The organism is Cellulomonas sp. P5_C6, from assembly GCF_054049635.1.
The window spans coordinates 1-11,847 of record NZ_JBFULZ010000125.1 but is presented as its reverse complement, the minus strand read 5'-3'; the positions used below and the strand labels follow the sequence as shown (position 1 = coordinate 11,847).

Here is an 11,847-nt window from a genome sequence, read left to right as displayed (position 1 = left end):
GGGCACGACCGGGGCGGACGCCGTCGTGGTCGGTGCGGGGGCGCTCCGTCCGCCGCCGTCGGCGACCTTGCGTACCCGCGCCGCGCCCGACTTGAACAGCGGTTGCTTGGACACCGCGTCCCACTCGGTGGGGGTCAGCTCGTTGGCGGCGCGCCCGGCATCGTCCGGACCGGAGCCCGACGGCGTGTCCCAGTAGCCGTAGTGGAAGGGCAGGAACACGACGCCGGGGCGGATCCCGGTGACCCGGACGCGCGCCTGGACGCTCCCGCGTGGCGTCGTGATCTCCGCCAGGTCGCCCTCCGCCAACGCCAGCGCAGCGGCGTCGGGCGCCGCGAGCTCGACCCAGACGTCCGGTGCGGCCGCCTGCAGCTGGGGCGTGCGGCCCGTCTTGGTCCGGGTGTGGAAGTGGTACAGCGTCCGGCCCGTGAGCAGGGCGAACGGGTAGTCGCCGCCGGGTTGCTCGTGCGGCGGGCGGTACTCGGCACCCTTGAGCATCGCCTTCCCGTGCGGGTTGCTCGCGCGGTACTCGCTCGCCTCGACCGGCGCGCCCGTGACCAGGTCACGACCGTAGGTCTCGCACCGGTCCGGGTCGGCCCAGAACTCGCCGTCGGCGTAGAGGCGCTCGGTACCGCCGGGGTTCTCCGGGGTGCATGGCCACTGCACCCCGCCGGAGCCCCGGAGCGCGTCGTACGACAGACCGCTGTAGTCGCACAGCCGACCGGCGCTGCACCGCTTCCAGGCCTCGAACGCCTCCTCGGGCGTGCGCCAGGCGACGAGCGGTGCACCGTCGCGGTCGACGAGCTCGAGGCGGTCGGCCAGGTCGACGAAGATCTCGAGGTCGGAGCGTGCCTCCCCCGGCGGGTCGACGGCGCGCTCCGAGAGGTGGACCGTGCGGTCGGCGTTGGTGAACGTCCCGGTCTTCTCGGCCCACGCGGCGGCCGGCAGCACCACGTCCGCCAGCTGCGCGGTCTCGGTGAGGAAGATGTCCTGCACCACGAGGAACAGCCCGTCCCCCGAGAGCACCGACCGGATCCGCGCCAGCTCGGGCAGCGAGACCGCCGGGTTGGTCGCCTGGACCCACAGCATGCCGATCGACCCTTGCTCGGCGTAGCGGAAGATCTGCATCGCGTGCGTGGGCGGTGAGTGGTGCGGGATCGCCGTGGTGTCCACGTTCCACACGTGCGCCAGCTGGGCGACGTGCTCGGAGTTCGCCCAGTTGCGGAACCCCGACAGGTCCCCGTCGGCGCCGCACTCGCGGGTGTTCTGCGCGGTGGGCTGCCCGTTCATCTGCAGCAGGCCGCACCCGGGTCGGCCGAGCATCCCCCGCAGCAGGTGCACGTTGTTGACCTGCACGGCCGCCGCGGTGGCCTGGTTCGACTGGTAGAAGCCCTGCAGCACCGTGGAGAGCAGACGCTCGGCGGTGCCCAGCAGACGGGCGCCCGCGCGTAGGTCGTCGACGTCCACCCCGCAGATCTCGGCCGCGCGTTCCGCCGGGCAGTCCTGCACGATCGCCTGCAGGTCCTCGAACCCGACCGTGTGCGCCGCGAAGTATCCCGGATCGATCCAGTCGTTCAGCAGCAGCTCGTGCAGCAGCCCGTTCATCAGCGCCAGGTTGGTGCCCGGCCGAGGAGCCAGGTGGACCGTGGCCGCGCGCGCGACCGGCGTCGGGCGAGGGTCGACGCACAGGATCGCCGGCGGCCGCGGACCGGCGAGCCGGTCGAGGATCCTCGACCACAGCACCGTCTGCGTCTCGGCCACGTTGTGCCCGTAGAGCGCGATGACGTCGGCGTGGTCGACGTCGGTGTACGACCCCGGCTGGCCGTCGCAGCCGAACGACTCCTTGAGCGCCTCGGCGGCCGTCGCGGTGCACAGCCGCGTGTTGCCGTCCAGGTGCGCGGTGCCGATGCCGCCCCGCGCCACCACGGCGAGCGTGTAGTACTCCTCGAGGAACAGCTGGCCCGACGTGTAGAAGCCGATGCTGCTCGGCCCGTGCTCGTCGAGCAGGTGCCGGGTCCGGGCGACCACGCGCCCCATCGCCTCGTCCCACGACGCCTCGACCAACCGGCCTCCCTCGCGGACCAGCGGGCGGGTGAGCCGGTCGGGCGAGCGGTTGGCCTGCCACCCGAACAGGTCCTTCGGGCCGAGCCGCCCGTGGTTCACGCGGTCCTCGGCCCGGCCCCGCACCCCGACGATGCGCCCGTCCCGCACCGCGATGTCCAGCCCGTCGCCGTTGGAGTGCAGCACGGACGCGCTCTGCACCCAGGCGTCCACCTGGTCGCCCGTGGTCCCCTCCTCGAGGAAGGTGTCCACCCGCACGGGCCACGGGTCGCCCGCGCCGTACGGCGTCCGGGCTCCCCAGGGCTCGGCGATCCGGTCGCGCGACATGTCAACGCCGCCCTCAGAAGACGGGTTTTCCGCCGGTGACCCCGATGACGGTCCCCGACACGTACGACGCGGTCGAGCTGGCCGCGAGGAACACGAAGGCGGGGGCGACCTCGGCGGGCTGCCCGGCCCGGCCCAGCGGCGTGTCCGATCCGAACTTCTCGATCTTCGCCTCCGGCTGGGTGGCCGGCTGCAGGGGCGTCCAGATAGGCCCCGGCGCCACCGCGTTGACCCGGATGCCGCGCGCCCCGACCTCGCCGGCCAGGTTGACGGTGAAGTTGTTGATCGCGGCCTTGGTGGCGGCGTAGTCGAGCAGCGACTCCGACGGCTGGTACGCCTGGATCGACGAGACGTTGATGATCGACGCGCCGGCCTCGAGGTGCTCGAGCGCCTGCTGGGTGACCCAGAACAGGGCGTAGAGGTTCGTCTTGAAGGTCCGGTCGAGGTCCTCCGTCGTGATGTCCGCGACCGACTCGCGGCGCGCCCACTGGTAGCCGGCGTTGTTCACCACGATGTCCAGGCCGCCCAGCTCGGAGGCCGCGCGGTCGACCGCGCCGCGCGCCTCGTCCTCGTTGCGCAGGTCGGCCGCGATCAGCACGCACCGCCGCCCCGCGCGCTCGACCCACTCCGCTGTCTCGTCGGCGTCGGGCTTCTCCTCGGGCAGGAAGACGATGGCGACGTCGGCGTCCTCGCGGGCGAACGCGATGGCGACCGCCCGGCCGATGCCGGAGTCACCACCGGTGATCAGCGCCTTGCGGCCGGCCAGGAGGCCCGAGCCCTGATAGCTCGACTCCCCGTGGTCGGGTGCCGGGAGCATCGGGTCGGTGAGGCCGGGAGGCTGCTGCTGCTGGGCCGGGAACTGCTCGTCGGACTCGGACATGCGGGGCTCCTCGGGGGGTGCGAGCCGTCGACCGCCGACCTTCTTCAGCCCGTCGAGCCTCTCACCGGGCCGCCCGGCGCACCACCGCAGCGTCAGCGCTGCTGGGCGGCGTGGAGCACGTCCCGGGCCGTCTGCGTCAGGTGTGATCCGTTCGCCGACGCGCGTCGCAGCAGCTCCTCGTAGGCCGCCGCCATGTCGAGCGACAGCTGGAACGCGAGCACACCCTTCGCCTGCTCGACGACCACCCGCCCCTCGAGCGCCTCGGTGATGCGCTGCGCGAGCTCGTCGTCCTTGAGACCGAGCGGCTGGACGATGGCCAGGGTCGCGAGGTCGGCAAAGCTCTGGGCCAGCAGCCGGGCGGCCGGGCTGAGCTCCTGCTCGGTGGCCGAGAAGAGGTTCAGCCCACCGATGGCATGGTTGCGCCAGTGCATCGGGAACGCGTGCACCGCGAGGAAGCCCTCGTCGACGATCTTGCGGCCGACCTGCCCCCAGCGCTCCACGATCTGTGCGGCACCGACGGCGTCCACGACCTGCCCCTCGCGGGCCGCGTCGACGCACGGGCCGGCCGCGTGCTGCGCCTGGTAGAGCTCGAGCTCGACGGCGCGGTGCGAGGTCGCGCTGAGCAGCTCGAAGTCCCCCTCCCCCGTCCGCACGAGCAACGCTGCGGCGTCCGCCGGCACCAGCTCGGCGCAGTCCTGCACCAGGCGCGCGAGCAGGCCAGTCACCTCGTGCTCCCCGACGAGCGCGCTCGCCACGTCCGCGAGCGCCTGCGCCGACGTCCGTGCAGTCATGCGTCACCGTTTCCCGAGCCGTCGTCCATGGCCTCGCTGTGCGAGTCGCCCTGGTCCGTGTGTGTGAAGCCGAGCCGCCGTTCGACGACCTCCCCGGCGATCAGGTCGAGGGTCGTCTCCTCGGCGTAGGCGTGCGCACGAAGGATCGCGAGGGCGTCCTCGGGGGTGATGGCGAGCTGCGCGACGATCATGCCCGTCGCCTGGTGCACCCGGGCGCGGTCCGACCACGCGGCGAACCGCCCCTCGACGCCGCCCCAGCGTTCGTCGAGGAGGGCGGCCCCCACGGCGTCGACGAGGAACTGCGCGTCGTCCAGGCTCTGCTCGAGCCCGCCGTCGGACCGGTACAGGGTCACCACGCCGATCGTGCTCCCGCCGGGGTGCATCGGGATGGCCCAGACCGTCAGCGGGCCCGCGATGTCGCCGGCCAGCTCCGTGAACATCGGGAAGGGACCGCCGCGGTCGCCGTCGACGTGGGTGACCACGGTCCGCCCGTCCCGGAAGGCGTCCTGCCCCGGCCCCTCCCCGAGGACGTCCTGCAGGTCCTCGATGCGTGCGGACGTGCCGTTGGACGTGCTGACGGTGAGCCGCTCGGGCCGGGTGGACGAGAGCGTGATGGCGCCCCCGTCGGCGCCGAGGATCTCCACGCAGGCACGGCACAGGCGCACGGGGAGCGGGAGGTCGGGCGAGCTCGCCGCGAGCGAGCCGGCGAGGCGCGCGAGCACGGTGCTGCGGTTGCTCACCAGCTCCACCCCCTTCGCCCGCGCGCGCCCACACTCCCGGTCCCGGTCACATCATCCTCCCCCACGTCCGCCCGGCACCGGCGGAGCGCACGGTCGCGGCGCGGCCAGATCTGCACATCTTGGATCGTCTGGACAGGGTGCTGTCACCCACCTACCGTCCTACGCTTTGACGAGAGCGACACGGTGACACAGCGGATCTTCTCCCGGGTTCAGCAGGGAGCTCGCGACCGGAAGGCCTCTCGTCGCCGTCGGGTGGGGAGGGACGATGACCGCACCGAGGACCCGGGCGGGTCGATTCCGGTTCACGCCGACCGCCGGCAGGTGGTGGTGGTCGGACGAGATGTTTCGCATCCACGGCATGGAGCCGGGGGACGTGGTGCCGACGCGGGACCTGTTCCTGTCGCACGTCCACCCCGCCGACCGGCCTAGGGTCGCCGAGGTCGTCGCAGCGCATGGCGACCGCGAGGCGCGCAGCTGCGAGTACCGGCTGGTCGATCTCTCGGGCGTCGAGCGCGAGGTGATGCTCGCCGTCGCGACCGACGGTCCCGGCGGCTCGGTCGGGAGTTCCGGCTTCCTCCTGGACGCCGGGGGCGCACGCGAGGCTGCGGTGGCCTGCCGCGTGAACGAGCAGCTCGACGTCGCTCTGGCCTCGCACGCCGCGATCGACCAGGCCAAGGGCGTTCTCATGCTCACGTACGGGATCGACAGCGACAGCGCATTCGCCATGCTGAGAGCGAGCTCGCAGCAGCACAACGTGCGCCTGCTTCAGCTGGCGGCCGATGTGGTGTCGGCGGTCGCGGGCGGGCTGGAGCCGCGCGCGCGGGAACGCGTCGACGAGTCGGTGGGTGCCGTGCTGGCCGGCATGCGCAGCGCACGGCCGTCGGCGGCGGCGGTCGCGCCCCTCGGGCTGCACATGGACCGCCACACCGACGTGCCTACCCTGCGAGTCGACGGCTGCGTCGACCTGTCGAACGCAGACCAGCTGTCGTCGGCCATCTCGCTGCTGGTGCTCCGGGGCCGCGAGTGCGGGCAGGCGGTGATCGACCTACAGCGCACGCACCGCGTCAGCCCGGCCCTGGCCGGGGTGGTCACCACGGCGCTCCGGCGAGCCGTCGAGCAGGATGTCCTGCTGACGATCGTGGCCGGCCGGCCGCTCCCCCTCGCGCACGCACGGAGGCCCGCCCGCGTGGCGGGCTGACATCACTCGGGCGGGAGATGCAGCTCACGCAGGATGCGCCTGGCGACGGCGCCGAGTGCCAGGTGCTCCTGCATGCTCTCCGTCTGCAGCATCGCCAGCGCCTCTGCCGCGGTGCAGTCGTGCAACGCCATCACCGCACCCACGGCGCGGTCGACCTCGACCTGAGCGCCGAGCGACGCGGGGAGTATACCGTCGTCGCTCTGTGCCCGCTCGAGGTCGAGGGCGAGCGTCATGACGAGACCGAGCTGCTGGGCGTAGACGTCGGCACGGACGATCCGGTCGCGGTCCCAGGGGTCCAGGAGGTCGCTGTAGATGTTCAGCGCCGCGTCGGCGCGCGGACCGATGTGGACCGCGAAGGCGGCGGCGGACCGGAAGCCCTCGGCCAGGCTCGCCCGGCCCCACTCCGGCCACCGCTCCTCCGCGGCGATGTCAGGCACCAGCTCGACTCTCAGCGTGTCCATGGCCGCGACGCACGGACCGCTGTTCTGCGCGTACTCCACCTCGTCGCACCGAGAGGCCCGCGGACCGCTGCTGGCGACCCGCCGGGTCACGCCGCCGTCACGGATCGAGATGCTGCACTCGATGTCGGGACCCAGGTGGTAAGCCGCGTGGAGGATGAAGTCGTCGAGCGCGCGCTCCACGGCGTCCTGGATCTCGACCGGCTCGGACATGGCCTCGTCGCGCATGATGCTCCCTCGCCCCGCGTCGGGCGTCGGAAGCCCGGCCACGTTTCCGCCCCCGGTCCCACCATGCCACCGGGAGGCGGTGTCGTCAGTGCGTGAGAACCACCTGTTCCAGTCGTTCTTCTCGACGGACGGTGATGGCGGCGTGCAGTGACATCGGCTCCTTGGCCGTCCTGTCGAGCCCGCGCGCCTGCGCGCGGCGCTGCGCACCCCGTGCATCGTGCGAGGTCGCGCCCGCGCACCTACGCTCGGGCCGTGCTCCAGCGCAGCGGATGGCGTCCGGCAGTCTGGTTCACGGTGTTCGCCATGACCGTGGCCGGCTGCGGCGCGGCGCGGCCCGGAGCGGCGGCGGCCGACGCCACGGTCGAGGCGTTCTACCGCGCGGTCTCGGCCGCCGACGGCGCGGCTGTGTGCGCGGTCCTCGCGCCGGCCACGGTCGGGACGCTCGAGGACGACGCCGCCGAGCCCTGCGCCCAGGCCGTCCTCGACGGCGAGGTGGGCGAGACGCTCACCACGCGGGCTCAGGACCCGGGCCACCCCAACGCTCGGGTCGCCGGGCGGCAGGCGCAGGTGACGGTGACGACGGACGTGCTCTTCCTGACGATCTCAGGCGACCACTGGCTCGTCACGGCCGCCGGGTGCGACGCCCGGCCGCACCGCCCCTACGACTGCGTGCTGGAGGGTGCGTGATGATGCGCCTTCTGTTCTGGACCTGCCTCTGCGGGGTGCTGCTCGGGCTGGCCTACTGTCTCGCCCTCGGGATCCTGCACCGATGAGGCGGCTGCGCCAGAACGGCCTCACGCTGTTCTTCGGGACCATCTTCCTGGCGGCGCTCGCCGGCCAGGCGATCTCCGGCGTCGCCCTCATGAACGAGGAGCAGGTCAGTGCCGGACTCGACCCCCTGACACTCGGCGAGTACGTGACCACCTCGCAGTTCGCCGTGGACGTCACCGAGAACTGGCAGTCGGAGTTCCTGCAGTTCCTGCTCTACATCGTCGCCACGGTCTTCCTGCTGCAGCGCGGTTCGCCCGAGTCGAAGAAGCTCGACGAGGTCGGCCTGGAGAGCGACGAGGACCAGAAGGTCGCCGAGCACTCCACGGACGACTCCCCGCCCTGGGCACGCGTGCGGGGCTGGCGGCTGTCGGTGTACTCGCGGTCGCTCAGCCTGGTGATGGGGACGATCTTCCTGTTGTCGTGGCTGACGCAGTCCGTCACCGGATCGGTCGCGTACTCCGAGGAGCAGATGCGCGATCTGGCGGACCCGGTCACGTGGACGCAATACCTGCTGCTGCCCGACTTCTGGAGCAGGACGTTGCAGAACTGGCAGTCCGAGTTCCTCGCCGTCGCCAGCATGGTCGTGCTGTCCATCTACCTGCGCGAACGCGGTTCACCGGAGTCCAAACCCGTCGGCAGCCCGCACGATGCCACCGGGATCGAAGGCTGATCACCGGGCCGTCCAGCGGGTCGACCGCCGCCGTCCGAGTGGCGTCCGTCAGACTTCCGGCTTAACGTCCGAAGTGCCGGTCGGAACGTTCGACCGGCGCACCGTCGCCCGGCACAGAGACGTCGCCGGGCACGGGTCGGGTGACGCACAGCTGCGCACCCGGGCCCGTGCAGACGGTCGCGCGACAGAAGGCTCGCGCCCCTTGCCGATCCCCGCCCGCAGCGTCCTCGCCGCGCTGCGGAGATCTTGTGCACCCCTCGCACGACACACGAGATGAGGCCGACATCATGAGCGACGACTACACCAGCACCTATCCCGGCGACCAGAGCGGTGCCGGCACCTACGGCACCACCGACGGCGACCAGCTCGGCGCCGCCTCTTTCAGCAGCACGACGGACGCCGGCCAGCGGACCACCGGCACCAGGGCCACGGGAACCAGCGGAACCACCGGCGCGGTCGGATCGGGCAGCACCGCCGACACCGCCAAGGAGCAGGCCGCCAGCCTCAAGGACCAGGCCGCGGGAGCCGGTGAGCACCTGCTCGACGAGGCGAAGGGCGAGGCCGCCGCCGTCACCGACGAGGCGCGGCGCCAGCTCAGCGACCTGTGGTCGCAGGCCCGCGCGGAGGTCTCAGGACAGGTGGGTACCCAGCAGGGCCGGCTCGCCGGCGGCCTGACCTCGGTCGGCACGCAGCTGAACCAGATGGCGGCCGCGCCCTCGGAGCGCAACCTTGCGACGGACGTCGTCCGGGAGGTCGGTGACCGGGCGGACGCCCTCGGTCGCTGGCTCCAGGACCACGGTCCGGACGAGGTGCTCGACGAGGTGCGTCGCTTCGCGCGGCGGCGCCCGGGCACCTTCCTTCTCGTCGCCGCCGGAGCCGGTGTCGCGCTGGGCCGCCTGACGCGCGGGCTGAAGGACGCCCCGACGCCCGCAACCGGGTCCGCGCCGTCGGTCCGGACGCACACGACGGAGCCGCTGCCGGTGTACGAGGACGTCGTCGAGGACCGCCCCCGGTTCACCGACCAGCTCGCGACCCCGGTGCCCGGCTCGAGCGCGTGGGAGCAGCGATGAGCGACCCGTGGGACGCCCCGCCGCGCCAGTCGGTCGGTGACCTGCTCGGCGACGTCACCCGCGACATCTCGACCCTGCTGCGCCAGGAGGTCGAGCTGGCCAAGGCCGAGGTCCGACAGTCCGCCAAGCAGGCCGCCAAGGGCGGGTCCCTGTACGCCGGCGCGGCGGTCGCGGGGCACTTCGTCCTGCTGTTCCTCTCGGTCGCGCTGTGGTGGGCCCTGGGCGACGCGATGGACTCCTTCGCCTGGTCGGCGGTCGTCGTGGCCGTCCTGTGGGCGGTGATCGGCGCCGTGCTGGCCGCACGGGGCCGCGCCGAGTCCAAGCGGGTGGCCGGCCTGCCGCAGACCGCCGACACCGTCAAGAAGATCCCCAACGCACTGCAAGGGCACGAGGAGAAGAACTCATGAGCACCGATCCCGACCAGATCCGCGCCGACATCGAGCGCACCCGCGCCGAGCTCAGCTCGGACGTCGACGCACTCAGCGACAAGGTCAGCCCCACCCAGGCCGCCCAGCGCCAGGCCGAGAAGGTCCGCACCAAGGTCTCCGACGTCAAGGACCGCGTCATGGGTGGCGTCTCGAACGGTGCGAACACCGCCGGTTCGGCCGCCGCCAGCGTGGGTGACAAGGCCTCAGAGCTCCCCCACGCTGCCACCGACAAGACCCGCGGGAACCCGTTGGCGGCAGGTTTGGTCGCGTTTGGCGCCGGATGGCTGGTCTCCTCCCTGCTCCCCAGCACCCGGCAGGAGCAGCAGCTCGCCCAGTCGGCCGAGGAGCACGCCGCTCCCCTGGTCCAGGAGGCCAAGGACGCCGCCCAAGAACTGGCCGAGAACCTGCGTCAGCCCGCTCAGGACGCCGCCACGGCGGTCAAGGACCGCGCCACCGAGGCCGGCGCCACCCTCCGCGACGAGGGCCGCTCGACCGCCGAGGACCTGCGCGCGCAGGCCGGTGACGCGACCGAGACGGTCAAAGAAGCGCACGCCGCCGACGGCGGCTACTAGGGACCCGCGCGGCGGGGCACGGCGCGGTGCCCCCGCCGCGTGGTCGCAGTGCACCGACCACGAGCGGAGGACACGTCGATGACGCACGACACCCGCAGTACGCGCAGCACCGAGAAGGCCGCCGCCCCGGCTCCTGAGGACCCGCGCAAGCCGGACTCCCCCGACGACATCACCCGACCGTCCTGGCTGTACGTCGTGCGCAAGACGCTGCGCGAGTTCCTCAACGACCAGTGCACGGACCTGGCCGCGGCGCTCACGTACTACGCGGTGCTGGCGATCGCTCCCGCGCTCCTGGCGGTCGTCTCCCTCCTGGGCCTCGTCGGAGATCCGCAGAAGATGGTGACCGACGTGCTCAAGATCGCCGGCGACGTCGGCGTGTCGTCCGTCGACGACACGCTCAAGCCGATCCTCATCCAGCTGACCCAGGCACACTCCGCCGGCCTCGCGCTGGTGCTCGGTCTGGCCCTCGCCCTGTGGTCGGCCTCCGGCTACGTGGCCGCGTTCAGCCGCGGCATGAACCGCATCTACGAGGTCGACGAGGGCCGCCCGATGTGGAAGCTGCGTCCGGCGCTGCTGCTGGTCACCGTGATCCTCGTCGTCATCGCGGTCGCCATCGTCGTCGCAGTCGTGCTGTCCGGCGGCGTCGCGAGGTCGATCGGCGCCTCGATCGGGCTCAGCGACGTCACCGTCACCGTCTGGAACATCGTCAAGTGGCCGGTGATCGTCGCCCTCGTCGTCGTCGCGATCGCCGTCCTGTACTACGCGACGCCCAACGTCCAGCAGCCGCGGTTCCGCTGGATCAGCCTCGGCGCGATCGTCGCCCTCGTCGTGTGGGTGCTCGCGTCGGTCGCGTTCGGGTTCTACGTCGGCCACTTCTCCAACTACGACAAGACGTACGGCTCGCTGGCCGGGGTCATCGTGTTCCTGCTCTGGCTGTGGATCACCAACCTCGCCCTGCTGTTCGGCGCGGAGCTCGACGCCGAGGTCGAGCGCGGCCGCGAGCTGCAGGGCGGCATCGAGGCCGAGACGACCATCCAGCTCCCGCCACGGGACACCCGCGCGAGCGAGAAGAAGCAAGCCAAGCAGGAAGAGGACGTGCGGCTGGGCCGCGCCCTGCGCCGGTCGCGCGGGTCGGACGACGAGCAGAACGCCTGACGAACGAACCAGATCCATCGTCGTGACTGTCCCGCCGACGGACGCAGGACACTCACGGTCAGACCGATCCCCGTGATCTGGCAGGCACCGCGGGCACCCATCGTGCCGGCGTCGCCGTCAGGCGCGGGACCGGCCGCGGCCCACGAGCCAGCCGATGAGGCTGACGACGAGCAGCGCGATGCCGATCCACAACAAGACCTTCGCCGCTGTGACAGCAACGCCGAGAACGATCATCACGACAGCAACGATGATCAAGATCAGCCAGAGTGCCATGGAAGCACCTCCTCGTCGGGTTCGACCTGGAGCGTGAAGCAACACGCCCGGCGCACCCTCGAGCTTGGGGCCACGTCTCTGTAACCCCGGACCGAGCGTCCCACCGAGGCGGGCACCGCGCGAGCGGACGGCAGAAGGCCGGTCCTGTACGCGCACGCCGGCCAAGGCCTGTCAGGGCACCGGCGGAGCGGTGCGCCCCTCGGCCAGGTGGGCGAGCCGCTGGAGCGCTTC

Annotated in this window: 13 protein-coding genes; 7 read left to right on the top strand and 6 right to left on the bottom strand. The window is 72.2% G+C overall.

Annotated elements, in window-relative coordinates:
• The 4 genes from ACXJKG_RS14170 to ACXJKG_RS14155 all read right to left on the bottom strand — a co-directional run.
• A partial coding sequence (locus ACXJKG_RS14170; protein ID WP_456846390.1) for a molybdopterin oxidoreductase family protein occupies positions 1–2,385 on the bottom strand: 2,385 nt, incomplete at its 3' end.
• 13 nt (positions 2,386–2,398) lie between these two features.
• The gene (locus ACXJKG_RS14165) at positions 2,399–3,262 is read right to left on the bottom strand and encodes an SDR family oxidoreductase (protein ID WP_456846389.1); all 864 of its coding nucleotides are present in this window, start codon (positions 3,260–3,262) and stop codon (positions 2,399–2,401) included.
• A gap of 92 nt (positions 3,263–3,354) precedes the next feature.
• Positions 3,355–4,053, bottom strand: a complete 699-nt coding sequence (locus tag ACXJKG_RS14160) for a GAF and ANTAR domain-containing protein (RefSeq protein WP_456846388.1) — start codon at positions 4,051–4,053, stop codon at positions 3,355–3,357.
• Positions 4,050–4,793, bottom strand: a complete 744-nt coding sequence (locus ACXJKG_RS14155) for a GAF and ANTAR domain-containing protein (protein WP_456846387.1) — start codon at positions 4,791–4,793, stop codon at positions 4,050–4,052. The genes ACXJKG_RS14160 and ACXJKG_RS14155 overlap by 4 nt, the downstream gene beginning before the upstream one ends.
• Before the next feature lie 265 nt (positions 4,794–5,058).
• On the opposite strand from ACXJKG_RS14155, the gene ACXJKG_RS14150 reads away from it, so the two are divergent.
• Complete coding sequence (locus ACXJKG_RS14150) at positions 5,059–5,991, top strand: ANTAR domain-containing protein (protein ID WP_456846386.1); 933 nt, start codon at positions 5,059–5,061, stop codon at positions 5,989–5,991.
• 2 nt (positions 5,992–5,993) lie between these two features.
• Here ACXJKG_RS14150 and ACXJKG_RS14145 read toward each other — a convergent pair whose 3' ends face one another.
• Positions 5,994–6,677 carry a GAF and ANTAR domain-containing protein gene (locus ACXJKG_RS14145; protein WP_456846385.1) on the bottom strand — a complete coding sequence of 228 codons (684 nt, stop codon included), beginning with the start codon at positions 6,675–6,677 and terminating at the stop codon, positions 5,994–5,996.
• Between the two features lie 252 nt (positions 6,678–6,929).
• Here ACXJKG_RS14145 and ACXJKG_RS14140 point away from each other — a divergent pair, with 252 nt between their 5' ends.
• The 6 genes from ACXJKG_RS14140 (at position 6,930) to ACXJKG_RS14115 (ending at position 11,343) form a co-directional block, all read left to right on the top strand.
• Positions 6,930–7,364 carry a hypothetical protein gene (locus tag ACXJKG_RS14140; RefSeq protein WP_456846384.1) on the top strand — a complete coding sequence of 145 codons (435 nt, stop codon included), beginning with the start codon at positions 6,930–6,932 and terminating at the stop codon, positions 7,362–7,364.
• Positions 7,365–7,446: 82 nt separating this feature from the next.
• Positions 7,447–8,118, top strand: a complete 672-nt coding sequence (locus tag ACXJKG_RS14135; protein ID WP_456846383.1) for a DUF6766 family protein — start codon at positions 7,447–7,449, stop codon at positions 8,116–8,118.
• Positions 8,119–8,405: 287 nt separating this feature from the next.
• Positions 8,406–9,188 carry a hypothetical protein gene (locus ACXJKG_RS14130; protein WP_456846382.1) on the top strand — a complete coding sequence of 261 codons (783 nt, stop codon included), beginning with the start codon at positions 8,406–8,408 and terminating at the stop codon, positions 9,186–9,188.
• Positions 9,185–9,595, top strand: coding sequence for a phage holin family protein (locus tag ACXJKG_RS14125; RefSeq protein WP_456846381.1), 411 nt, complete (start codon positions 9,185–9,187; stop codon positions 9,593–9,595). Before ACXJKG_RS14130 ends, ACXJKG_RS14125 begins: the two co-directional genes overlap by 4 nt.
• The gene (locus tag ACXJKG_RS14120) at positions 9,592–10,188 is read left to right on the top strand and encodes a DUF3618 domain-containing protein (protein ID WP_456846380.1); all 597 of its coding nucleotides are present in this window, start codon (positions 9,592–9,594) and stop codon (positions 10,186–10,188) included. The genes ACXJKG_RS14125 and ACXJKG_RS14120 overlap by 4 nt, the downstream gene beginning before the upstream one ends.
• 78 nt (positions 10,189–10,266) lie before the next feature.
• Positions 10,267–11,343 (top strand): YihY/virulence factor BrkB family protein, encoded by a 1,077-nt coding sequence (locus tag ACXJKG_RS14115; protein WP_456846379.1) that lies wholly within the window; start codon positions 10,267–10,269, stop codon positions 11,341–11,343.
• Positions 11,344–11,460: 117 nt separating this feature from the next.
• Here ACXJKG_RS14115 and ACXJKG_RS14110 read toward each other — a convergent pair whose 3' ends face one another.
• Positions 11,461–11,616, bottom strand: coding sequence for a hypothetical protein (locus ACXJKG_RS14110; RefSeq protein WP_456846378.1), 156 nt, complete (start codon positions 11,614–11,616; stop codon positions 11,461–11,463).
• Positions 11,617–11,847: the final 231 nt, after the last annotated feature.